The organism is Mycobacterium sp. 360MFTsu5.1, assembly GCF_000383495.1.
Classification (GTDB): domain Bacteria; phylum Actinomycetota; class Actinomycetes; order Mycobacteriales; family Mycobacteriaceae; genus Mycobacterium; species Mycobacterium mucogenicum_B.
The window spans coordinates 165,647-188,390 of sequence record NZ_KB911471.1 but is presented as its reverse complement, the minus strand read 5'-3'; the positions used below and the strand labels follow the sequence as shown (position 1 = coordinate 188,390).

General features: G+C 66.9%; 20 protein-coding genes and 1 tRNA gene. 9 read left to right on the top strand and 12 right to left on the bottom strand.

What is annotated here, in order from left to right; all coding sequences use genetic code 11:
- Positions 1 to 8 precede the first annotated feature (8 nt).
- Positions 9 to 488, bottom strand: coding sequence for a lipoprotein LpqH (locus H289_RS0123560; protein ID WP_029105647.1), 480 nt, complete (start codon positions 486 to 488; stop codon positions 9 to 11).
- A gap of 118 nt (positions 489 to 606) precedes the next feature.
- On the opposite strand from H289_RS0123560, the gene H289_RS0123555 reads away from it, so the two are divergent.
- Both H289_RS0123555 and H289_RS0123550 read left to right on the top strand, forming a co-directional pair.
- Positions 607 to 894, top strand: coding sequence for a hypothetical protein (locus tag H289_RS0123555; RefSeq protein WP_029105646.1), 288 nt, complete (start codon positions 607 to 609; stop codon positions 892 to 894).
- A 1-nt stretch (position 895) separates the two neighbouring features.
- Positions 896 to 2,071, top strand: coding sequence for a winged helix DNA-binding domain-containing protein (locus H289_RS0123550; protein WP_020103298.1), 1,176 nt, complete (start codon positions 896 to 898; stop codon positions 2,069 to 2,071).
- Position 2,072: 1 nt separating this feature from the next.
- Here the strand turns inward: H289_RS0123550 and uvrA are convergent, their stop codons facing one another.
- Positions 2,073 to 4,973 (bottom strand): excinuclease ABC subunit UvrA, encoded by a 2,901-nt coding sequence (gene uvrA, locus H289_RS0123545; protein WP_020103297.1) that lies wholly within the window; start codon positions 4,971 to 4,973, stop codon positions 2,073 to 2,075.
- 86 nt (positions 4,974 to 5,059) lie between these two features.
- Here uvrA and H289_RS0123540 point away from each other — a divergent pair, with 86 nt between their 5' ends.
- Complete coding sequence (locus H289_RS0123540) at positions 5,060 to 5,734, top strand: MBL fold metallo-hydrolase (protein ID WP_029105645.1); 675 nt, start codon at positions 5,060 to 5,062, stop codon at positions 5,732 to 5,734.
- A gap of 1 nt (position 5,735) precedes the next feature.
- Here the strand turns inward: H289_RS0123540 and H289_RS31190 are convergent, their stop codons facing one another.
- From H289_RS31190 to H289_RS0123525, 3 genes are all read right to left on the bottom strand, one after another.
- Positions 5,736 to 6,527 carry a MarP family serine protease gene (locus H289_RS31190; protein WP_081633521.1) on the bottom strand — a complete coding sequence of 264 codons (792 nt, stop codon included), beginning with the start codon at positions 6,525 to 6,527 and terminating at the stop codon, positions 5,736 to 5,738.
- 71 nt (positions 6,528 to 6,598) lie between these two features.
- On the bottom strand, positions 6,599 to 7,042 hold the full coding sequence (locus tag H289_RS0123530) for a universal stress protein (protein WP_020103294.1): 444 nt from the start codon (positions 7,040 to 7,042) through the stop codon (positions 6,599 to 6,601).
- Positions 7,043 to 7,282: 240 nt separating this feature from the next.
- Positions 7,283 to 8,143, bottom strand: coding sequence for an acyl-CoA thioesterase (locus H289_RS0123525; protein ID WP_020103293.1), 861 nt, complete (start codon positions 8,141 to 8,143; stop codon positions 7,283 to 7,285).
- 135 nt (positions 8,144 to 8,278) lie between these two features.
- Between H289_RS0123525 and H289_RS33925 the strand changes: the two genes are divergently transcribed.
- On the top strand, positions 8,279 to 10,156 hold the full coding sequence (locus H289_RS33925) for an HNH endonuclease signature motif containing protein (protein ID WP_020103292.1): 1,878 nt from the start codon (positions 8,279 to 8,281) through the stop codon (positions 10,154 to 10,156).
- A gap of 337 nt (positions 10,157 to 10,493) precedes the next feature.
- On the top strand, positions 10,494 to 11,132 hold the full coding sequence (locus H289_RS0123515; RefSeq protein ID WP_020103291.1) for a GAF and ANTAR domain-containing protein: 639 nt from the start codon (positions 10,494 to 10,496) through the stop codon (positions 11,130 to 11,132).
- Between the two features lie 40 nt (positions 11,133 to 11,172).
- Here the strand turns inward: H289_RS0123515 and H289_RS0123510 are convergent.
- Positions 11,173 to 11,246: transfer RNA gene (locus H289_RS0123510), tRNA-Cys, on the bottom strand.
- Positions 11,247 to 11,306: 60 nt separating this feature from the next.
- Positions 11,307 to 12,077 (bottom strand): DUF899 domain-containing protein, encoded by a 771-nt coding sequence (locus tag H289_RS0123505; protein ID WP_196810071.1) that lies wholly within the window; start codon positions 12,075 to 12,077, stop codon positions 11,307 to 11,309.
- Positions 12,078 to 12,160: 83 nt separating this feature from the next.
- Here H289_RS0123505 and H289_RS0123500 point away from each other — a divergent pair, with 83 nt between their 5' ends.
- Complete coding sequence (locus H289_RS0123500) at positions 12,161 to 12,892, top strand: MgtC/SapB family protein (RefSeq protein ID WP_020103289.1); 732 nt, start codon at positions 12,161 to 12,163, stop codon at positions 12,890 to 12,892.
- Between the two features lies 1 nt (position 12,893).
- Here H289_RS0123500 and H289_RS0123495 read toward each other — a convergent pair whose 3' ends face one another.
- The 3 genes from H289_RS0123495 to uvrB are packed head-to-tail and all read right to left on the bottom strand — an operon-like array spanning position 12,894 to position 17,448.
- Positions 12,894 to 13,799 (bottom strand): alpha/beta hydrolase, encoded by a 906-nt coding sequence (locus H289_RS0123495; protein WP_020103288.1) that lies wholly within the window; start codon positions 13,797 to 13,799, stop codon positions 12,894 to 12,896.
- 43 nt (positions 13,800 to 13,842) lie between these two features.
- Positions 13,843 to 15,243 (bottom strand): MFS transporter, encoded by a 1,401-nt coding sequence (locus H289_RS0123490; protein WP_020103287.1) that lies wholly within the window; start codon positions 15,241 to 15,243, stop codon positions 13,843 to 13,845.
- A gap of 45 nt (positions 15,244 to 15,288) precedes the next feature.
- Positions 15,289 to 17,448, bottom strand: a complete 2,160-nt coding sequence (gene uvrB / locus H289_RS0123485; RefSeq protein ID WP_020103286.1) for an excinuclease ABC subunit UvrB — start codon at positions 17,446 to 17,448, stop codon at positions 15,289 to 15,291.
- Between the two features lie 68 nt (positions 17,449 to 17,516).
- Between uvrB and H289_RS0123480 the strand changes: the two genes are divergently transcribed.
- Positions 17,517 to 18,023: a ribonuclease FAU-1 family protein gene (locus tag H289_RS0123480; protein ID WP_081633520.1), complete on the top strand. Its 507-nt coding sequence runs from the start codon at positions 17,517 to 17,519 to the stop codon at positions 18,021 to 18,023.
- An 11-nt stretch (positions 18,024 to 18,034) separates the two neighbouring features.
- On the top strand, positions 18,035 to 18,628 hold the full coding sequence (locus tag H289_RS31180) for a hypothetical protein (RefSeq protein WP_081633519.1): 594 nt from the start codon (positions 18,035 to 18,037) through the stop codon (positions 18,626 to 18,628).
- Here the strand turns inward: H289_RS31180 and coaE are convergent.
- Positions 18,625 to 19,839: a dephospho-CoA kinase gene (coaE, locus tag H289_RS0123470; RefSeq protein ID WP_020103283.1), complete on the bottom strand. Its 1,215-nt coding sequence runs from the start codon at positions 19,837 to 19,839 to the stop codon at positions 18,625 to 18,627. The two genes, H289_RS31180 and coaE, sit on opposite strands and share 4 nt — an antisense overlap.
- Positions 19,840 to 19,912: 73 nt before the next feature.
- Entirely contained in the window at positions 19,913 to 21,352 is a 1,440-nt protein-coding gene (rpsA, locus tag H289_RS0123465) for a 30S ribosomal protein S1 (RefSeq protein WP_020103282.1), read from the bottom strand.
- A gap of 259 nt (positions 21,353 to 21,611) precedes the next feature.
- Here rpsA and H289_RS0123460 point away from each other — a divergent pair, with 259 nt between their 5' ends.
- A complete protein-coding gene (locus H289_RS0123460; RefSeq protein ID WP_020103281.1) occupies positions 21,612 to 22,709 on the top strand; it encodes a PrsW family intramembrane metalloprotease in 1,098 nt (365 codons plus the stop codon).
- Positions 22,710 to 22,744 lie beyond the last annotated feature (35 nt).

The window sequence follows — 22,744 nt, the reverse complement described above, 5'->3', positions numbered from 1 at the left end:
TGGGCATGTCAGCCGCAGGACACCTTGATCTCGAAGTTCTTCGAGATCATCCCCGCCATGGGGTTCTTCATGTCGGCACCGGCGGCCTGCCCGGTGATGGTGTACGTGCTGCCGTCGACCTTGACGTCAGCGGAGCCGGTCTTCATGCCGCCCATCTCCGACACCGCGAGCGCGTTGCCGTCGACCACCAAGCCCAGGGACTGCACCTTCGGCGGCGAAGCGTCGGTCATGACGACGCCCAGGCCCTGCGCGCCACCGCCGATGGGTGCGCTGGCGATGTTGATGCTGCCACCCTGCTTCACGCAGGTCACCGACTTCAGGTCCAGGCCGGCCAGGTCCTGGCCCTCGACCTTGACGACGGTGTTGCCGCCGTTCGTCACCGAACCCGGGCCGGACGCCTTCGGACCGTCCGCCTTGTCGGTGGAGCAGCCGATGAGAGTGGCGCCCACGGCCAGCAAGCCGACACCAGCGGCCAGAGTGCGATTGATGTTCATGGCAGAGGGTTTCCCTTCCTCGTTACGCCGCCCCAGTGGCGTCGTCGTGCCGTAAGTACACGCGGACGCCGCGGCTACCGATCCCAAGTTTGTGGCGCGGTACGGTGAAGCCATGGCCGACGAAACCGAGCCCATCGACGCCGAGGTCGTGCCATTGGATCCGGCGCCCGCACCGGTGCCGGTGTCCCCGCCTGTCGATCCGGGCTACACCGCCGACGGTGTCCCGACCTTCGAGTCGGTGCGCGAGAAGATCGAGAACCGGTACGGCACCGCAATCGGCTCGGCCGAGCTGGCCGCGGACACCCCTGAGGGCCGGTCGGTCGAGGAACAGTACGAAGCGCGCCAGAAGGCCGCCGCGGAGCGCCTCGAGCAGATCCGCCGCTCGATGCACGACGGCTGACTTGCGCACCTTCACCATCGCCGAGCGCCGCAATCGCTTGGCGCAACGCCATTTCCTGAGCGATGCGGCATCGAGCCCCGCCGAGGTGACCCGGGCACTGGTGGGCCTGCACGGCACCGATCCCGCCACCCCGTACCTGTCTCTGTGGGCGCGACTGCCCGGTTTCATCGTGGACGATCTCGACGCGGCGCTGTACCGGGGCCGGCATCTGGTCAAGCACATGGCCATGCGCCGGACGCTGTGGGTCGTGCACACCGCCGACCTGCCCGCGGTTCAGGCCGCGGCCAGCCACCGCGTGGCCGCCACCGAGCGCAAACGACTGATCGGCGACGTCGAGAAAGCCGGTATCGCGGCCGACGGCGCGGCGTGGCTGGAGCTGGCATCGGCTGCGGTGCGTCAGCACTTGGAAGCGGGTTTGACGGCCGGCACCGCCGCGCTCCGGGCCGAGCTGCCCGAGCTGGCCGGCAGCTGGAACCCCGCGCCCGGAAAGAGCTGGGGCGCAACCACTCCCGTGGCGCCACGGGTGATGACGGTGCTGTCCGCACAGGGGCACATTCTGCGCGGCCCCAACGACGGCATGTGGACGACATCGCGGCCGCTGTGGGCCGCGGCGTCGCACTGGCTGCCTGAACCGATCGCGGCGACGGACCCTGATGCCGCGCGCGACACATTGCTGCGTACCTGGTTGCGCACGTTCGGGCCGGCAACGGCCACCGACATCAAGTGGTGGTTCGGGCAGACCCTGACGTGGGCACGCGAAGGGCTGCGGTCGATCGAGGCCGTCGAAGTCGGGCTGGAAGACTGCGATGACGCTGGGTTCGTCCTGCCCGACGATCTCGACGCCGCTCCCCCGGTTTCCCCGTGGGGCGCGCTGCTGCCCGGGTTGGACCCGACCGTCATGGGCTGGCAGGCCCGTTCCTGGTACCTCGGCCCGCACGCAGGCCAGTTGTTCGACCGTTCCGGCAACGCCGGTCCCACGGTGTGGTGGGACGGCCGCGTCGTCGGCGCCTGGGGTCAGGACCCCGACGGCCGGGTGCAGCTGAAGTACGTCGAGGACGTCGGGGCGCCAGCTCGGAAGGTCCTGCAGCGCAAGGCTTCCGAGCTGACGGACTGGCTCGACGGGGTGCGCGTCAAGCCGCGCTTTCCGTCACCGCTGAGCCAGGCCCTCTACCGCTGACCTAGGCACTCACCTTGCGCCGCCTGGTCTTCGGCGGATCCGGTGCGACGGCCGGCAACAGCTCGGCGAGGAACTGCCCGGTGTAGCTGTCGGGGTGGGCCGCGACGTCTTCCGGCGTGCCGGACACCACGACGGTGCCGCCGCCGGCGCCACCTTCGGGACCCATGTCCACGATCCAGTCCGAGGTCTTGATCACGTCGAGGTTGTGCTCGATGACGATGACCGTGTTGCCCTTGTCGACCAGGCCGTTGATCACCTTGAGCAGCTTGCGGATGTCCTCGAAGTGCAGGCCGGTGGTCGGCTCGTCGAGGATGTAGACGGTGCGCCCGGTCGACCGCTTCTGCAGTTCAGCGGCCAGCTTCACGCGCTGCGCCTCACCGCCGGACAGCGTCGGGGCGGGCTGGCCCAGCCGCACGTAGCCGAGGCCGACGTCGACCAGCGTCTTGAGGTACCGGTGGATCGAGCTGATGGGCTCGAAGAACTCGGTGGCCTCTTCGATGGGCATGTCGAGGACCTCAGAGATGGTCTTGCCCTTGTAGTGCACCTCGAGCGTCTCCCGGTTGTACCGGGCGCCCTGGCACACCTCGCACGGGACGTACACGTCCGGCAGGAAGTTCATCTCGATCTTGATGGTGCCGTCACCTGAACACGCCTCGCAGCGGCCACCTTTGACGTTGAACGAGAACCGGCCCGGCTGGTAGCCGCGGACCTTCGCCTCGGTCGTGGCCGCGAACAGCGTGCGGATCTTGTCGAACACCCCGGTGTAGGTGGCCGGGTTGGACCGCGGGGTGCGGCCGATCGGCGACTGGTCGACGCGCACCAGCTTGTCCAGTTGGTCGAGCCCGTTGATCCGAGTGTGGCGTCCCGGCACCTGCCGGGCACCGTTGAGTTTGTTGGCCATGACGGTCGCGAGGATGTCGTTGACCAACGTCGACTTGCCCGAGCCCGAGACTCCCGTGACCGAGGTCAGCACACCCAGTGGGAACGCGACGTCGACCTCTTTGAGGTTGTGTTCCCGCGCGCCGACGACCGTGATCTGCCGCTTGCGGTCGACCGGACGACGGATGGGCGGAACCTCGATCTGTTCCCGGCCCGAAAGATAGGCGCCGGTAAGCGATTTGGTGTTCTTCAGGAGCTCCTTGTAGGTGCCGCTGTGCACGATCTGGCCACCGTGCTCGCCGGCCGCGGGACCGATGTCGACGACCCAGTCGGCGTGCGCGATGGTGTCGAGGTCGTGCTCGACGACGATCAGCGTGTTGCCTAGGTCGCGCAGCCGCACCAGGGTGTCGATGAGCCGGCGGTTGTCCCGCTGGTGCAGACCGATGGACGGCTCGTCGAGCACGTAGAGGACACCGACGAGGCCGGAGCCGATCTGCGTGGCCAGCCGGATGCGCTGTGCCTCACCGCCGGACAGCGTGCCGGCGGCCCGGGACAGGGTGAGGTAGTCGAGGCCGACGTCGAGCAGGAAGCCGAGCCGCGACTGCACCTCTTTGAGCACCTGGCCGGCGATGGCCTGCTCGCGCGGGCCGAGGGTCAGGGCGTTGAGGAACGTCGAGCAGTCCGAGATGGACAGATCACACACCTGCGCAATGGATTTCGCGTCGTCATCCGCGGACAGCGTGACGGCCAGGATCTCCGGCTTGAGTCGGGTGCCGGCGCACTCGGGGCACGGGATGTCCCGCATGAAGCCCTCGTAGCGTTCCTTCATCTGCTCGGATTCGGTCTGCTCCATACGGCGCTGCAGGAACGCGAGCACGCCTTCGAAGTCGGCGTAGTACGAGCGCGTGCGGCCGTACCGGTTCTTGTACCGGACGTGCACCTGGTGGTCGGAGCCTTCCAGAATGGCCTTGCGCGCCTTGGCCGGAAGCTTCTTCCACGGGGTGTCGATGTCGAAGCCCAGCTCCTCACCGAGCCCGGCCATCATGCGGGTGAAGTAGTCGGAGTTGTGGCCCATGGACCACGGCGCCACCGCACCCTCGGCGAGCGTCAGCTCCGGGTCCGGCACGACGAGCTCGGGGTCGACTTCCTTCTTGATGCCCAGACCGGTGCACTCCGGGCAGGCGCCGTACGGCGAATTGAACGAGAACGACCGCGGCTCAAGGTCATCGACGGCCAGCGGGTGCGCGTTGGGGCAGGCCAGCTTCTCCGAGAAGCGCTGCTCCCGCTGCGGGTGGTTGTCGTCACGGTCGACGAACTCGAGGACGACGATGCCGTCCGCGAGACCGAGCGCGGTCTCGACCGAATCGGTCAGACGTTGTTTGGCGCTGGCCTTGACGGTGAGGCGGTCGACGACCACCTCGATGTCGTGCTTCTCCTGCTTCTTGAGCTTCGGCGGATCGGTCAGCGAGTGCACGACGCCGTCGACCCGCACGCGGCTGTAGCCCTGACCGTTGAGCTTGTCGAAGAGGTCGACGAACTCACCCTTACGGGTGCGCACCACCGGGGCGAGCACCTGGAAGCGGATGCCCTCATCCATCGCGAGGACCTGGTCGACGATCTGCTGCGGCGTCTGCCGGGCGATGCGCTCACCACACACCGGGCAGTGCGGTGTGCCGGCGCGCGCGTAGAGCAGGCGCAGGTAGTCATAGACCTCGGTGATGGTGCCGACGGTCGAACGCGGGTTCCGGTTGGTCGACTTCTGGTCGATGGACACCGCGGGCGACAGGCCCTCGATGAAGTCCACGTCCGGCTTGTCCATCTGACCCAGGAACTGGCGGGCGTACGCCGACAGCGACTCGACGTAGCGGCGCTGCCCCTCGGCGAAGATGGTGTCGAACGCCAGCGAGCTCTTACCCGAACCCGACAGGCCCGTGAACACGATCAGCGAGTCTCTGGGCAGGTCAAGGTCGATTCCCCGCAGGTTGTGCTCGCGCGCACCTTTGACGATCAGACGGTCCGACACACGTATCCCTTCACCAGTCTGGGCAATCCAGACACCACATCGCCATGCTAGGTGTCCCCACCGACAAGTCCGGATACGGTGGCGTCATGACAGTCGTCAATGACACGTACACCGGCCACGTCGACGCGGGCACCGCGGCCCGTCGCACCCTTCCCGCCGCGACGATCGTCAAGGCATCTGTCGGGCCGATGGACAACAACGCGTACCTCATCACGTGCTCCGCGACCGGAAAAACGCTGCTCATCGATGCCGCGAACGACGGACCGGCACTCGTGGAGCTGATCAGGTCGCAGGCGCCGGACGTCGAACTCATTGTCACCAGCCACCAGCACTTCGACCACTGGCAGGCCCTGGCGGAAGTGGCCGAGGCCACAGGTGCGCCCACCGCCGCGCACGCGCTGGACGCCGAGCCGCTGCCGGTGAAGCCCGACCGGATCCTCGCCGACGGCGACACCATCACGATCGGCGACCTGACCTTCGACGTCATCCATCTGCAGGGTCACACCGAGGGTTCGGTGGCGTTGGCGCTGCGCGGCGCGGACGGCGAGGTCACCCACTTGTTCACCGGTGACTGCCTGTTTCCCGGCGGCGTCGGCAAGACATGGCAAGAGGGAGACTTCGAGCGGCTGCTCGGCGACGTCACCCGCAAGGTCTTCGACGTCTACCCCGATTCGACGGTCATCTACCCCGGCCACGGCGACGACACCACCCTCGGCGCTGAGCGGCCTCATCTCGAGGAGTGGCGGGCGCGCGGCTGGTAGGTCAGCCCACGCACTGACCCGTCGGGACGGATTGGGTGTTGCCGACCAGTGCCAGCTGGGGTCCGACTTCCTTCGCCGTCAACGCGAAACTGGTGTCAGGGTCGTCCTGCGCGGCCCCGAAGACCACTCCGCGCACCCGGCCGTCCAGGTCGATCACCGGGCCGCCTGAATTTCCTTGCTGCACAGCACCTCTGAGTGCATACACCTCGCGCGTCACCGTGCCGGTGCGGAAGATGTCCGGCCCCTGGAGCTTGATGACCTCACGGACCCGCACCGGTTTGGCCTCGTACGGGCCGCCATGCGGGAAGCCGAGTGCGGCCGCGTCGGCGCCGCTGACGGCAGGCGCCTCGGAGAACATCAACGGGGCCGTCGGCAGGTCCGGCACCGCGAGGATCGAGATGTCCATGTTCGGGTCGAACGACACAACCTGGCCTTTGTACTTGGCGCCGCCGACCTCGACGGACACTTCGTCGGTCCCGGCGACGCCGTGTGCCGTCGTCATCACACGCTTGGGGCCCACCACAAACCCGGTGCCCTCCAACCGCTTTCGGCAGCTGTGAGCGATGCCGTGGACCCGCACCACACTCGCCTGCGCGGCAGTCACGGCGGGGTTGTTGGCCACATTGGGGTCGGGGGGCGCGACAGCCGGGATCGTCGATTCGGTCTCCGACGCGATCGCCGATGTCGTCGGCGTAGGAGCCGCGGACTGGTTCTTACCCGTGCAGCCGGCGATCAGTGTGGCGGCCAATGACAGCGTCACCCATGACGCACGGACGAGACTTCTTCGAGCCATGGCCCGAACTTTACGGGCACGAAAAAACTGAAGCCCTCGGCAGTACGCCGAGGGCCTCAGGAAATCGAACCTTACGAGGTGTGGACGATCAGCACGTCGACCTTGGCGCGGCGGGCCACGTTGGCCGGCACCGAGCCCAACAGGCGGCCGGCGATGGTGCTCAGACCGACGTTACCGACGACCAGCAGGTCAGCGTTGGAGTTCTCGGCCAGGTCGACAAGAGCGTCGACGGGAGCGCCGACGATGGCCTTCTCCTCGACCTGGGTCGCACCAGCAGCCTCGGCACGGTCGCGGGCCTCACGCAGGATCGCGTAGATCGGCGCATCGCCGTGCACCTTGTAACCCTCGTCCTTCAGGACATCGGCCGCACGCTGATCATCGGCGTGCGGGAAGTAGGCGGTTGCCACGACCAACTTCGCATTGGCCCCCGCGGCGATCTGGGCAGCGCGCTCCACGGCGCGCAGTGACGAATCCGATCCGTCCGTACCGACGACCACGGTCTGGTAGCCGCTCATCAATGGCCTCCCGTTATCCAGGTTTGTGTATCCGGCGTTCTGTCCGGCATCCCCGCAGACAGTAGCCGCTGAAACGTGGCCATTGGTGCGGTTTCACCACACAAGTTCGCCGGCGACACGGTGAAAAATGTGCTTTACCGGCACCGATGTTAGCGGCAGGAGCCGCAACGAGCTTGCCAATAGTGACGAAACGACTGGGTGTTTCGTCCCGTGAGGTAGAACGCTTCGGACCCGTGATCGTTAGCCACGACCGAAATACAGCTCCTGCGTGGCAACGCACACCAATTGCCCGGCACGGTTGTACATCGTCCCGCTGGCCAGTCCGCGGCCCCCGATTCCGCTCGGCGAGGTCTGGTCGGACAGCACCCAATCACTCAGATCGACCGGCCGGTGAAACCACAGCGCATGGTCGATCAGCGCGGAGAAGGTGTGGGCCGGCAGCGCACCGCGCGGGATCATCGCCGCTTCCAGCATGGTGGTGCCGGTCAGGTACGCCAGCAGCCCGGCGTGCAGGGCCGGGTCGTCGGGGATCGCGTCGGTCGGGCGCCACCACATCCGCAGATGCGGTGCCGAATCCGGCGAATCCTTGGCCAGCCGCGGGTGCGGATCGATGTAACGCAGCTCGAACGGTTGGTCACGGACCCAGAATCCGTCTGATTCGTCGGCGTAGTCGGCAAGCTGTTCGGCCATTGTCGGTACCGAAAGCGGTTCCGGCACATCAGGAATCGTCGCCTGGTAGTCCAGCGCGTCGACCGGGGTGCTGAACGACGCCAGCGCCTCGAGCAGGATCTCGCCGTCCTGAAGGGCGGTGATGCGGCGCGTGGCGAGCGTGCCGCCGTCGCGCGCGGCGTCGACCTGGACCTCGACCGGCTTTCGGGCATCACCGGCACGCAGGTAGTAGACGTGCAGGCTGTGTGCGCTGCGTGCCGGCGCAGTCCGGCTCGCCGCCACCAGCACCTGACCGGCGAGATGACCGCCGGCGATGTGGTGGCTGGGATTGTCGAGCTGGGTGGCCACGAAGTGGTGGTCATCGGTCTGATCCACCAGCAACGTGCTCACGAGGTCAGACAAGGTCGGCGAACTGTACGTCACCTGAGGCATCTTGCCCGAGGTGTTGGCACACCTATTCGTCGGTAGCGCTGAGCGCCGCGGTGAGTGACGTCACCGTCGAAGATTTATCCACAAGCTCATCGAATTCTGTTGTGGCGCGTCAAATCGACAGGTAGACTCGAACACATGTTCGAACATGTGGGGGTCGATGGCACGGGAGTTCTCGTGCACGACGTCTCCGTGGTCGACGCGATGATTCATTTCGCCCGGGTGTCGAATATCGCCGAGTCCGGGAAGTTCACGGCCATTGCCGACCTGGCGATGTTGCGCATCGACGATCAGGATGGCCGGCAGTGGTGGGCGTGCGATGGCTGGGATGCTGCCGTCGCCGAAGTCGGAGCCGCGCTGGGCCTGGGGAAGCGCGAAGCGTCGGGGCAGTTGTCGATCGCGGTCGCGTTGCGCTTCCGGTTGCCGAAGGTGGCGGCGGTGTTCGCCGACGGCGGCGTGTCGGCACGGACGGTGTCGCTGATCTGCTGGCGTACCCGCCTGGTGGAGGACCCGAACACGCTCGCTGTCATTGATGCCGCGTTGGCGGGGGCGTTGTGTGAGTGGGCGGGGTTGTCCCGCAAGAAGATTGAACGCAAGATCGACGGCTGGGTGCAGAAGTTCGATCCGGCGGCAGTTATCAAGGTGCGCTCGGCCGCTCGCCGCCGCGGGGTCGGGATCGGCAAGCCGGACGATGAGACCGGGGTGGCGTCGATCTGGGGTGCGCTCCTGGCCACCGATGCCGAGCTGCTGGATCGGGTGCTGACCGAGATGGCTCGGCAGGTGTGCGAGAACGATCCCCGCACGTTCGGGCAGCGCCGCGCCGACGCGCTCGGGGTGTTGGCGGCCCGCGGGGATCGGCTGGCCTGCCAGTGCGGCAATCCCGACTGCCCGGCGGCCGGGCCTGATGCCCGTGCCACCGCGGTGGTGATCCACGTGTTGACTGATTCCCTGCCGGTCCCGGTGGCGGACCCGCTGCTCAGCGGGGACCCGGCGGCGCCGCTGGTGCCCACGCCTGCCCCGTCTGCGCCTGAGTCGGACTTCGCGCCCGAGCCCACAGCCGAACGTGAGCCCACACCCGAGGCGGTCTTCACGCCCGCACCTGCGCCCCTGAACAACACAGCGCCGACTCCGACGCCCGACCCCGCACCGGCAGCCGATTCACGGCCCGCCGAAACGCCGGCCCCTGCGGTAGTCGAGCCGGCCGGCGACACCGCGCCCACCCCTGGAGCTCATGCGACGCCCAGTCCCGCTCCGGTAGCCGGTGTCACTAAACCCCCAGCACCGGTGCGCACCCCGGTCGGTTATGTCCTCGGCGGCGGCGTAGTGCCGCCGGCGGTATTGGCTGATCTGGTGGCCCGCGGCGCCAAAGTCCGCACCGTCGCCTCAGCCACCGATCTCGATGGAGTGCCGCGCTACCGGCCGTCGGTCGCGATGGATGAATTCGTCCGCATGCGGGCCATGACATGCATGTTCCCCGGCTGCGACCAGCCCGCCACCAACTGCGATGTGGACCACACGATTCCGTGGCCGACCGGGCCGACGCATCCGGGCAACCTGAGCCCGAAATGCCGCAAACACCACCTGCTCAAAACCTTCTACGGCGGGCCCGACGGCTGGAGTGACCGTCAACAACCCGACGGCACCATCGTGTGGACCGCACCCACCGGCCACACCTACACCACCGTGCCCGAAAGCCGAATCCTGTTCCCCCGCACGGTCACCGACACCCCACTACCGGGCCCACTGCCACCTGACGCGCCCGATCTGGACACCCCACCGGCTCCCGGCCGGGGCATCATGATGCCCATCCGCCGCCGCACCCGCGCCCAAACCCAGGCTCAACAGATCGCCTACGAACGCGCCCTCAACCAAGCCGACATCGACGAACGCGAAGCCGCAGAAGAAGCCTTCGACCGCCAACGCAAAGAACGCCACGAACGCGAAGCCGCCGAGGCTGCAGAAACCGCGGTAGCCGCCGAATCAGCAGAGCAACAAGACATCCCGCCGCCACTCTGAGTGCGGCGTGAATACCCCTGAAAAGGCATGACTTTCAGGGGTATTCGGGCGTGAGCCGCAACGGGGATCAGCGGCTCCATGCTGGCTTCTCAACACCGAAGTTGCCACCGCTGACCACCTCGCGCCGGAAGAATACAGACAACCTTGCCTTCTCCGCCGCTAGCGGGAGCGTACCCCCGTTGCCGGTCGCTACACTGCAGGTCAGGACCTTCTTGAGCACAGTCGATTTGATGCTGAACCGGTATAGGACTGGAGGCGGTGTCATGGGTACCGAAGCTGAAGTCTCAGGCGGACTTTCATTCGAATTGTCGCGGTTGGCGCGCACCTTGCAGAGGTCATGGACCTCGATTCCGACCGGCTGTTGCTCGAAGTCACCGAAACGGCCACCCAACTGCTGCCCAAGGTCGCACATGGTGGCGTGACGCTGGTTGTCAATCGCCGCCGCCGAACAGTCGAGTCGGGCGCGGCCACCGGAGCGATCCCCAGAACGCTCGACAGGTTGCAGGACGAACTTGGCGAAGGACCGTGCCTGGAATCGATCTGGAACCTGTACACCGTCCGTGTCGCGGACTATGCGACCGAGCCGCGGTGGCCGACCTTCGTCGCCGCGTTGCTCGCACAGACGCCCGTGCGCTCGAGTTTGTCCATTCAGCTCTACACCAATGAGAACGAGCTCGGGACGCTCAACTTGTACTCAGAAGAGGCCAACGTCTTCACCCATGACGTCGAGGAGACTGCCCTGACGCTGGCCGCTCACGCCGCGATCGGACTCGCCAACGCTCGCCGCGGCGACGAGCTCCAAAGTGCGTTGGCTTCGCGGGACATCATCGGCCAGGCCAAGGGCATTCTGATGGAACGGTTCAACATTCCGGTCGGCGCGGCCTTCACGATGCTGACGAAGCTGTCGCAGGAATTGAACATCCCCTTGTACGAAGTCGCACGCAAACTCATCTTCGAAGAGCACCCACCGAAATAGAAGCTCGGCAGGTGGTGGGCACCTGCCGAGCTTCTGATAGTGGAGCGAGTGACGGGATTCGAACCCGTGTGAACGGCTTTGCAGGCCGGTGCCTAGCCACTCAGCCACACCCGCACTGATCACCACAGTGCCAGTCAACGGTTCGGCCGCCCAGGGTTGAGATCGCGGTGATTGCTACCCCTCGCAGCAATCCCCCACCGGCCGACCCACCACCGGGCCACCCTGCGGCCAGCCGGCCGGTGAGTCCTCCCACGGCTCCTGCCGGCCGTACGGGGTCAGATCCAGGAACGGATATCCGACCGCCGAGTGGTCGAGCCCGCGCGCGTATGCCGAATACGTGTGGAACACCTCGTCGCCGCGGCGCAGGAAAACGCTTGCGCCAGGCCAGTCTCCGCGCAGGTCGTCATCGGTCCAGCCGTCGGCGTGCAGTTCATCGAGCGTCTTGTAGTTGTATTCGACCGGCGCTCGCGCCGGGTCGAGTGTCACGTGGAAGTCATAGGTGAAGTCGCCGTTGCGCGACGAGTACCACGGGAACGTCCAGCCGTGCTGGTCGCGGTAGCGGGCAATGCTCGCATACGGCGCACGGGACACGCACGCGAACGTCACACCCTTGCCGTGCAACAGCTCTCGGTCCCCTTCGGTGAACGTGAGATCGGCCGCGGCAGTGCAGCTCGGGCAACCGGCATCGACCGCGTCGATCCACATGAAGTGGTGGATGTAGAGCTGATTGCGGCCCTCGAACATATCGAGCAGGCTGACGACGCCATCTGGTCCGTCGAAGACATAGTCCTTCTCGACCTTCACCATCGGGAGCCGACGGCGTTCGGCGTTGACAGCGTCGCGCAGGTGCGTCGCCTCTCGTTCCCGGGCCAGCAGCTTCGTGCGGGCCCCGAGCCATTCCTCCCGCGTGACGACGTCGGGATAGGCAGCTGGTTGCGCGGACATGGGCATCACTCCTCAAATCGGCCTATACAAAGACAGACTTCGACTGCCGCCAAAAGTCATCGGCGCGCGTTAGTTTGTCCCTCATGGAGTGGCTGGCAGATCCCGCCTTTTTCGGCGGTCCCGGGCAGGGTTCGCGTCAGATCATCGAACTCGTGGTCGCGTTCGGCCTGACCGCATTGATCGGACTCGAACGAGAAATCCAGGGCAAGAGTGCCGGGCTGCGCACGCAGACCATCGTCGGCACCGCGGCGGCGCTGATCATGCTGGTGAGCAAGTACGGATTCGGCGACGTGCTGACCCCGGGTCTGGTCGTCGTCGACCCGTCACGTGTCGCGGCCCAGATCGTCTCCGGCATCGGGTTCCTCGGTGCGGGCATCATCATCGTGCGCCGGGGTTCGGTGCACGGTCTGACCACCGCCGCCTCGGTATGGGAGTCGGCGGCGATCGGCATGGCCGCCGGCGCCGGACTACTCCTACTGGCCACCGTGATGACCGGGATGCACCTCCTGATCATCATCGGATTCATGCCGCTGGCCCGGCGGCTGGCTGCACGACTGGGCGGGTCGGTGCGCCTGCACATCACCTACGCCGACGACCGCGGCGTCCTACGCGACGTGTTGCAGGCGTGCGGCCGGCGCGACTGGCAGATCACCGACCTCGAAACCGACCCTGCCGGCGAACCGCTCGGTGCGCCGCCCGGCCACGTCGGGGTTCAGCTGACGCTCGCGGGGTCCGGCGTCCTGCGGGCGGCCTCGGTGGTGGCCCTGATCGATGGCGTGGCGGGCGTCCGCCAGCTGGAGGAAGACCCCGACTAGGTCAATCCGCGATCGCCCGGCTGACGTGTCCGGCGATCATCTCGTAGACGCCGCGCGTGATGTCCGTTGCGTTGCTCATGATGTTGTAGCCGTGGTCGACGCCGGGCACCTCGTAGTACTGCGCCAAAGCACCGACAGCATCCAGCTTCTGGGCATACCGCCACGCCTCATCGCGCAGCCGGTCGTACTCGGCGGTGACGATCAATGCAGGGGCGATGCCGTCGATGCCGTCGGCGTTGGCGCCCCACGCCGGTGAGGCCAGCCGATCGCGGCGCTGTGCGGGGTCCGGGATGTACGCGGTGTCGAACACCTCGCTCATCCACGGCCGCATCACGGCCTTGTCCCCCAGCGTGGAATGCTTGTCCTTGCTGGCCGTCACCAAATCCAGTGGCGCATAGTGCAACATCTGCAGCTTGACCGCGGGGCCGCCCTGTTCCAAGGCGAGCCGGGCCGCAGCCGCCGAGAGACTGCCCCCGGCGCTCTGACCACCAACGCACAGCTTGTGGCCATCCCATTCGCGCTCGGCGGCAGCTGCCCAGACGAGAACGTCGTACACCTGCTCGACGGGGGCAGGAAACCGGTGCCCCGGAGCCAACACGTAATCCGTATTCACCACAACAACATTCGCGTGCGCAGCGAGGAAACGGCACCAGGGATCGTCCTGTTCACGGTGGCCGACGACGAAGCCACCACCGTGAACATTCACGTAGACGCCTGCCGCCTGGTCACTCGGTTCCGGCCAGTACACCGTCGCCGCAGTGTCGCCGTGCCGGGTCGGAATCACGACCGACGTTGTGTTCCCTGCGATTTCAGGAAATCGAACACCTGGCTTGGGCGCGGGATTGATGGTCGACGAGAACAGCCGCGCGACAGCATCGGCAACGACGGGCTTGGCGAGGATTGACACGAAACCGACTGTACCGACGCCAGAACCGAAACTGTGGCCGCGATTAACCCACGCCCTTACCTGCCCTGAAGGACGCCACGCAGCCCAGCGCCGCCAGCCCGGCGAAGACCGCGAACAGCCACGTGGCACCGATAGCATCGGGCCGATCGACGGTGTTGACGACAATGCCCGCCAGACCGGCGCCGAACGCCCCACAGATCAGCTGCACCGTGTTGATCGCCGCCGCGGCCACCGTGCCCTGCGCGGGATCGTCGACCCGGCCCATCGCCCACACCGACAGGTGCGGCCACGCCATGCCGACGCCAACGCCAGTGATCAGCAGCGAGAACGCCCAGACCGCAACCACCGCCGGGGACGCCCCGTCGACCTGACTCAGCGCCGCGGCGCCCAGGCCGATCGCCATCACCAACGGCGCCGCCGCCACGATGCGCACCACCCGGGCGGGTGTGGTGACCGAGGCACTGACGATCTCGCTCACCGTCCAGCCGACGCTCAGCGCAACCGCGAGAAAGCCCGCCGTCAACGGCACCAGACCGGCCAGCCGCTGCCCGTACAGCGGCACGTACATGTCGGCCATGGTGGCCGCCATCAGTACGCCCAGGGTCACATAAATCCACTTGAACGGGCCGGGCCCGTACGCGGTCCGCGGCAGCACGCTCACCGGCATCCGCCGATCCACGACGATGAAGACCCCGACCAGCGCCACACCGGCGGCCAGCAGCACCACCATCACGGGCACGCTGCGCTGGATGCCCGCGACGCTGATCGCCATGGCAGCGGAGCCGAGAATCACCAACGACCACGCCGGAATCCGCAGCGGCTCATGCTCCCGATCCCCTGACCTGCCCGGCAGACTCAGCGGCACCAGGACCATCACCGCGACGGTCAGAATCGCCAGCGCGCCGAACGCCCAGCGCCACACGCCCAACTGCGCGAACAAGCCGCCCGCCGAGGGGCCGAGCAACGTCCCGACACCCCACATCGCCGACACCAGGGCCGACGCCTTGGGCCAAAGCGATTGCGGCAGAGCCGTGTTGATCACGGCATACCCCAGCCCGGCCAGCGTGCCGCCCGCGGCGCCCTGCACCACGCGGCCGGCGAGCATCACCTCCATGGTCGGTGCCAGGGCGCACACCACACTGCCGAGCGCGAAGACACTGAACCCCAACAGATATGCGCGTCGCGGTCCGAACCGCGCCACCATGGCGCTGACGGTCGTCGCCGCCATCACCGACGCGACCAGGTACACCGTCGTGACCCAGGCATACAGGCGTCCGCCGCCGATGTCGGTCACGGCACTGGGCAGGAGGCTGATGGTCAGGAACTCGTTGGTCGCGTACAGCGCAACGCCACCGGCCAACACCGTCGACGCACCCAGATATCTGGGACCCAGCAGTTCCCGCCAGCTGCCGATCGTCACGGGGTCGGCGCGTATGTCGGTCACGTCCGCGACGCTAGGGGCTCAACCGCGGTTGAGGTCAAGGAGCGCTCATTTCAGCCCGGCCGCGTCCATCCCGCGCAGTTCCTTCTTGAGGTCGGCCACCTCGTCGCGAATGCGCGCCGCCAGCTCGAACTGCAGATCGCGGGCCGCGTTCATCATCTGCTCGGTGAGGTCCTTGATCAGGTCCGCCAACTCGGCACGCGGCATGTTCGCCGTGTCGCGACCCTCGACGATGCCGGCACTGACCGCACGCCCCGGCTCGCCCTGGGCCCGGCGACCGCGGGAGGCATTGCGGCCCGAACCGCCGATCTCGACTGTCTCGGTGTCCTCCGCCTCGCGGTACACCTGGTCGAGGATGTCGGCGATCTTCTTCCGCAGCGGCTGCGGATCGATGCCGTTCTCCTCGTTGTAGGCGACCTGCTTGGCGCGGCGCCGTTCGGTCTCCTCGATGGCCGCCTGCATGGAATCGGTGATCTTGTCGGCGTACATGTGCACCTCGCCGGACACGTTGCGCGCCGCGCGGCCGATGGTCTGGATCAGGCTTCGCGTCGAACGCAGGAAGCCCTCCTTGTCGGCGTCGAGGATCGCGACGAGCGACACCTCGGGCAGGTCCAAGCCCTCACGCAGCAGGTTGATGCCGACCAGGACGTCGTAGTCGCCGAGCCGCAGCTGGCGCAGCAACTCCACGCGGCGCAGCGTGTCGACCTCGGAGTGCAGGTAGCGCACCCGAATGCCGGTTTCCAGCAGATAGTCGGTGAGGTCCTCGGCCATCTTCTTGGTCAGCGTCGTGACCAGCACGCGCTCGTCGCGTTCGGTGCGCTTACGGATTTCGCCGATGAGATCGTCGATCTGGCCCTTCGTGGGTTTGACGACGATCTTCGGGTCGACCAGACCCGTCGGGCGGATGACCTGCTCGACGAACTCGCCGCCGGACTGGGCCATTTCGTAGGACCCGGGCGTCGCCGACAGGTACACCGTCTGCCCGATGCGGTCGGCGAACTCCTCCCAGGTCAGGGGCCGGTTGTCGACCGCAGACGGCAGCCGGAAACCGAAGTCGACGAGGTTCCGCTTGCGGGACATGTCCCCCTCGTACATGGCGCCGATCTGCGGCACCGTGACGTGTGACTCGTCGATGACGAGCAGGAAGTCCTCGGGGAAGTAGTCCAGCAGCGTCGCCGGCGCCGAGCCCGCGGCGCGACCGTCGATGTGCCGCGAGTAGTTCTCGATCCCCGAGCAGAACCCGACCTGCTTCATCATCTCGACGTCATAGTTGGTGCGCATCCGCAGCCGCTGCGCCTCCAGGAGCTTGCCCTGACCTTCCAGCTGGGCGAGCCGCTCTTCCAGCTCCTGCTCGATGGTCGAGATCGCCATGGCCATGCGCTCCGGGCCGGCCACATAGTGGGTGGCCGGGAAGATGCGCAGCGAGTCGACCTTGCGCACCACATCGCCGGTCAGCGGGTGCAGGTAGTAGAGCGCCTCGACCTCGTCACCGAAAAACTCGATGCGCACCGCCAGTTCCTCGTACGACGGGATGATCTCGACGGTGTCGCCGCGCACCCGGAACGTGCCGCGGGTGAATGCCACGTCGTTGCGGTTGTACTGGATGTCGACCAGCAGGCGCAGCAGCCCGTCGCGCGGCACGTCGTCGCCGACCTTCAGTTCGACGGAGCGGTCCATATACGACTGCGGGGTACCCAGGCCGTAGATGCACGACACCGACGCCACCACCACGACGTCACGGCGGGACAGCAGGCTGGACGTCGCCGAGTGCCGCAACCGCTCGACGTCGTCGTTGATCGAGCTGTCCTTCTCGATGTAGGTATCCGTCTGAGCGATGTACGCCTCGGGCTGGTAGTAGTCGTAGTACGAGACGAAGTACTCGACGGCGTTGTGCGGCAACATCTCCCGCAGCTCGTTGGCCAGCTGAGCGGCCAGTGTCTTGTTGGGCGCCATCACCAGGGTGGGACGTTGCAGCCGCTCGATGAGCCAGGCGGTGGTCGCGGACTTACCGGTGCCGGTGGCGCCGAGCAGCACCACGTCACGCTCTCCCGCGGCGATGCGCCGCTCGAGTTCGTCGATGGCCGCCGGCTGGTCACCCGCCGGTTCGTACGGGCTGACCACCTCGAAGCGCCCGCCGGCCCGCACCATGGCGTCGACCGGCCGGTATTCCGAGTGCGCGAGGACGGGGTATTCGGTCGCGAAGGCCATGGGTACCAGGGTAGAGGCGGGCACCGACAGGCGCTGCCGACCGCCGGACGAGCGCGTACGCTGGCGCCATCCACGCACCCAAACACGAGACGTTCGATCTGGCTGCCCGCACGAACACCGATCCCAAAGGCATCGTGCGGGCCGTCGACGTGTATCGGGTGGAACCGTGGGGCCTGTACATGGCCCGTCCCACGCCCGGACGTCCGCAGTTCTACTACCTGGAATCGTGGCTGCTGCCGTCCATCGGCCTGCGGGCGAGCATCTTCCATTTCAATCCGGGATACGAACGCGACCAGGACTTCTACCTCGATGTCGGCCGGTTCACCGCCGGTGAGCAGTCCTGGACGTCGGAGGACCACTATCTGGATCTGGTCGTTCGGTCGGGCAAGAGTGTCGAGCTGGAGGACGTCGACGAACTTCTCGACGCGGTGCGTCACCACCTGCTGAGCACCGACGACGGCGAACGCGCCATCACGACGGCGACGGCTGCCATCGAAGGGCTGGCTCAGCACAATTATCAGCTGGGTAATTGGCTAGCCAGTCTCGGTATGTCACTGACCTGGCGCGACAGGTAATGTCAACAACCATGACATCGATCAGGCGCGGACGCATGGCCGCGGCATCGCTGGCGTGTGCCACCGCAGTGGCCACGAGCACGTCCCTGTTTCTCGCCGCGACGGCAGCTGCCGATCCGGCACCCCCGGCCCCGCCCGCACCGCCGGCGGTTCCGGCCGGCGACAGCACAACGCCGAGCACGGGACCGCACAACGTCACCTACCGGGCCCGGATCGACGGGGTGTCCCGCGGGACACTGATCACCTATCGGCTCACCGACACGCAGCTCAACTCCGCGACGCCCTCGTTGCTGCCGGGCGAGTCGTTCGAAGCCTCTGCCGTGCTCAACAACGCGGCGAACGCCGGCATGCAGGTGTCGATCCAATGGCCGTACTCGGCCAGCCTGCACTGCGAGATCCTGGTCGACGACGAGATCGTCGCCCAGGCCGACCAGTTCGTCGCCCCGCGCCTGACGCCGCAGCGCCAGGACCCCGGCTACGGCGTGCTCAGCTGCGGTTCGGTGACCGACTTCGACCCCAGCCAGCAGTACAGCGCCGAGCTACCGGGCACCCCGGCAGCCCCAGCCGTGCCCGCAACACCGGCCGCAACGCCGGCCTCGCACTAAGGGCGCCAACCGGTTTCGTCGGCCCAGGCCCAGGACCGTCGGTACGCACCGGCGAGCCAGGGCTCCTTGGCGTCGGCGTACTCCCCGCTGGTGGCCGGCGCAGCAGCCAACGCGTCGTGTTTGAGGGCCAGGTACTCGACCCGCTCGTCGGGGTTGGCCGCGATCCACGCCGGGAACAGCAACGCGAACTGCTGGCCGGGCCAGCCGTCAACGCGGATGTGCACGTTGGTCGGCCGGCCAGGATCGGCCGACGCGTGAAAGCGCTTCTGCCACAATGCCTTGTCGTCGGTGTGGTCGAATTCGGCGACCGTGCTGCGGGCATCGTCCTTCGCGACGTCTTCGTTGATATCCGCGACCCGCGGGTAGCCGGCGGCCAGCAGCAGGTCGGTGAGCTCGTCGGCCACCTCGAGTGACGGCACGGTCACCTGCATGTCGATGACGTCCTTGGCGTCCAGGCCCGGCACGGCCGTCGACCCGATGTGGTCGACCCGGACCGCCCGGTGGCCGCACGTGGTGCGCAGCCGGGCCAGGATGCGGCCGGCCTGCTCGGGCCACGTCTCGTCGTACGACACCACGGCCGGTGCGATATTGGCCGGCACACCGGCCTGCACGTTGCGGGCGAACGGGACGATGCGCTGCTCCCACAGCTCGCGGGCCGCGGCCGCCAGTTCGTCGGCGCTGCCGTGGTTGTCCAGCCAGACGTCGGCGACGGCCTGACGCTGCTCGACGGTCGCCTGCGCCGCGATCCGGGCGCGGGCGTCCTCCTCCGAGAAACCGCGGTACTCGATCAGACGCGCGACCCGCACGTCCACGTCGGCGTGCACCATGACGACCAACGGGAACAGCGGCGCCATCTGCGACTCGACGAGCAGCGGAATATCTTCCACCACAACCGAACCCACCGGCGCGGCCTCGATGAGCTCGGCACGGCGCTTGCCGACCAACGGGTGCACGATGCCGTTGAGGGTCTTGCGCTTCTCGTCATCGCTGAACGCCACCGCGGCCAGCGCCGGCCGGTTGAGCGAACCGTCGGGCAGCAGGATGTCCTCACCGAAGGCCTCCACCAGGGCGGCCAGCCCTTCGGTGCCGGGTTCCACCACCTCACGGGCGATCACGTCGCCATCGACGACGATGCCGCCTTCTGCCGCGAAGGTCGATGACACAGTGGATTTTCCGGCGCCGATGCCGCCGCTCAGTCCGATACGAAGCACCGGGTCACCCTATCGGCCGCACAAACAAGAAATGCCCCGACCCAATGGGCCGGGGCATTTCTTGTTGACCTACTTAGGCGTTGCCGGCGAGCTTCTCGCGCAGCGCCGCCAGCTGGGCGTCGCTGGCCAGGGTGCCACCGGTCGACTCCTCGGAACGCGAGGAACCGCTGGTCGCCGGACGGGCAGCTGCCTCGGCGTCGGCCGCGGCGAACTTCTCCATCTGGGCGGTGTGCATCTTGTGGCGACGCTCGGCCTCGGCGTACCGGGCCTCCCACTCGTCACGCTGCTTCTCGAAGCCTTCCAGCCATTCGTTGCTGTCGGCGTCGAAGCCCTCGGGGAAGATGTAGTTGCCCTGCTCGTCGTAGCTGTCGGCCATGCCGTACTTCGACGGGTCGAACTCCTCGGTGTAGTCCTCGTTGGCCTGCTTGAGGCTCAGCGAGATGCGGCGACGCTCCAGGTCGATGTCGATGACCTTGACCATCGCGTCGTCGCCGACCTGGACCACCTGGTCCGGGACCTCGACGTGGCGCTCGGACAGCTCCGAGATGTGCACCAGGCCCTCGATGCCCTCTTCGACGCGGACGAACGCACCGAACGGAACCAGCTTGGTGACCTTGCCCGGCACGATCTGACCGATCGCGTGGGTGCGGGCGAAGTGGCGCCACGGGTCTTCCTGAGTCGCCTTGAGCGACAGCGAAACCCGCTCGCGGTCCATGTCGACGTCCAGCACCTCGACGGTGACCTCGTCGCCCACCTGAACCACCTCGGACGGGTGATCGATGTGCTTCCAGGACAGCTCCGAGACGTGCACCAGGCCGTCCACGCCGCCCAGATCGACGAACGCGCCGAAGTTGACGATCGAGGACACGACACCCTTGCGGATGGCGCCCTTGGTGAGCTGGTTGAGGAACTCGCTGCGGACCTCGGACTGGGTCTGCTCCAGCCAGGCGCGACGCGACAGGACCACGTTGTTGCGGTTCTTGTCGAGCTCGATGATCTTGGCCTCGATCTCCTTGCCGATGTACGGCTGCAGATCGCGGACACGACGCATCTCGACGAGCGATGCGGGCAGGAAGCCGCGCAGACCGATGTCGAGGATCAGGCCGCCCTTGACGACCTCGATGACGGTGCCCTTGACGGCCTCGTCCTTTTCCTTGAGCTCCTCGATGGTGCCCCAGGCGCGCTCGTACTGAGCCCGCTTCTTGGACAGGATCAGACGGCCTTCCTTGTCCTCCTTGGTGAGGACCAGGGCTTCGACCTCATCGCCCACGGAAACGACCTCGTTGGGGTCGACGTCGTGCTTGATGGAAAGTTCGCGGGAAGGAATGACACCTTCGGTCTTGTAACCGATGTCGAGCAGGACCTCGTCGCGGTCAACCTTGACGATGGTGCCTTCGACGATGTCGCCATCGTTGAAGTACTTGATGGTTTTGTCGATGGCGGCGAGAAAATCCTCGGCCGAGCCGATGTCGTTGACGGCTACTTGCGGCGAGGTGACGGAGGGACTTGGCATGTGGTGGATGGCTCCGGACAGGTTTAATCGTAGGGACAAATTGCTTGTGTTCTTGTGATGCGTCGCGGCGTTGCCGCCTGGCGCTTCACGCGCACCCATAGCCCATGTGGACACAGGTACTTGTTGAGGGTACTAGACCCGTAGACGCAGGCCAAACGCGGTCTGCTCCACTGCAGGGGAATGACGTTCCGCCGATAGTCTTCGTGTCGTGTATCCCGCTCCGTCGCCCGTGCCGCCGCCATATCCATACCTGGCGCCGATGCCGCGGCGAATCCGCAAGGTCGGTGCGCCCCTCGGCGTGATCATCGGGCTCGGTGTGCTGATCGGCTGCGTCCTGATCCTGACCACCCTGACCAACCCGATCGGCATGACCATCGGGTTCGTGCTGGCCAGCATCGCGACGGCAGTGGTGCTGCTGACCTACCTGTGGTTCGACCGCTGGGAGCCCGAGCCGCCGCGGCTGCTGATCTTCGCGTTCGTCTGGGGCGCCTCCATCAGCGTCGTCATCTCGGTGGTCCTGGAAACCATGTCGACGCCGCTGCTCGGCAAGGACGGCTTCGCCGCGATGGCCATCGGCGCACCGGTGATCGAAGAGGCCGCCAAGGGCGTGTTCCTGCTGCTGATGATGACCGGCCGGCGCCGCAACGAACTGAACTCGCTGACGGACTGCCTGGTCTACGCGGGTTTCGTGGCCGCGGGCTTCGCGTGGCTGGAGAACATCTTCTACATCGCCATGGGCGAGACCATCGCGCATTCCCTGCTCACCGCCGCCCTGCGGCTGATCATGGGCCCGTTCGCGCATCCGCTGTTCACCAGCATGACCGGCATCGGCGTGTACCTCGCACTGCAGCACCGCGGCGCCGGCGCCAAGGTGCTCTACATCGGGCTCGGCTACCTCGCCGCGGTGGTCATGCACATGTTGTGGAACGGCTCGACCGTCGTAGGCGCCGGCGCCTACTTCGCCGTCTACCTGTTCTGGATGGTGCCGATCTTCACCCTCGCCATCGTCACCGGCGTGCTGGGCCGTCGCCGCGAGCAGCGGGTGGTCGCCGAGAAGCTGCCCGGGCTCATCGCCTCCGGCCTGATCACCCCGAACGAGGCGACGTGGCTCGGCTCGATGCGCACCCGCAAGGCGGCGATCGCGACGGCGACGCGGATCGGCGGCGCACCGGCCGGTAAATCAGTGAAGGAATTCGCCGTGCAGGTCGTCGAGCTGGCATTCGTCCGGGACCGCATCGACCGGGGCCTGGCCGACGAGCGGACCTATCAGCGGCACGCCGAGGAGGCATACTGGCTGACCGCGACGCGGGCGCAGGCGCCGGTGCTGCAGTGGCTGACGAATTACCGGGCGGCGTGACTTAACTATTTGCGCGGGCCAGCGATACTTCTTGC

Bases quoted from the DNA above. Each gene is read 5' to 3' on its own strand.
- H289_RS0123555 (WP_029105646.1), top strand. From the start codon at position 607: ATGGCCGACGAAACCGAGCCCATCGACGCCGAGGTCGTGCCATTGGAT.
- H289_RS0123540 (WP_029105645.1), top strand. From the start codon at position 5,060: ATGACAGTCGTCAATGACACGTACACCGGCCACGTCGACGCGGGCACC.
- H289_RS31190 (WP_081633521.1), bottom strand. From the start codon at position 6,527: ATGGCTCGAAGAAGTCTCGTCCGTGCGTCATGGGTGACGCTGTCATTG.
- H289_RS0123530 (WP_020103294.1), bottom strand. From the start codon at position 7,042: ATGAGCGGCTACCAGACCGTGGTCGTCGGTACGGACGGATCGGATTCG.
- H289_RS0123525 (WP_020103293.1), bottom strand. From the start codon at position 8,143: ATGCCTCAGGTGACGTACAGTTCGCCGACCTTGTCTGACCTCGTGAGC.
- H289_RS33925 (WP_020103292.1), top strand. From the start codon at position 8,279: ATGTTCGAACATGTGGGGGTCGATGGCACGGGAGTTCTCGTGCACGAC.
- H289_RS0123515 (WP_020103291.1), top strand. From the start codon at position 10,494: ATGGACCTCGATTCCGACCGGCTGTTGCTCGAAGTCACCGAAACGGCC.
- H289_RS0123505 (WP_196810071.1), bottom strand. From the start codon at position 12,077: ATGTCCGCGCAACCAGCTGCCTATCCCGACGTCGTCACGCGGGAGGAA.
- H289_RS0123500 (WP_020103289.1), top strand. From the start codon at position 12,161: ATGGAGTGGCTGGCAGATCCCGCCTTTTTCGGCGGTCCCGGGCAGGGT.
- uvrB (WP_020103286.1), bottom strand. From the start codon at position 17,448: ATGGCCTTCGCGACCGAATACCCCGTCCTCGCGCACTCGGAATACCGG.
- H289_RS31180 (WP_081633519.1), top strand. From the start codon at position 18,035: ATGACATCGATCAGGCGCGGACGCATGGCCGCGGCATCGCTGGCGTGT.
- rpsA (WP_020103282.1), bottom strand. From the start codon at position 21,352: ATGCCAAGTCCCTCCGTCACCTCGCCGCAAGTAGCCGTCAACGACATC.
- H289_RS0123460 (WP_020103281.1), top strand. From the start codon at position 21,612: ATGCCGCGGCGAATCCGCAAGGTCGGTGCGCCCCTCGGCGTGATCATC.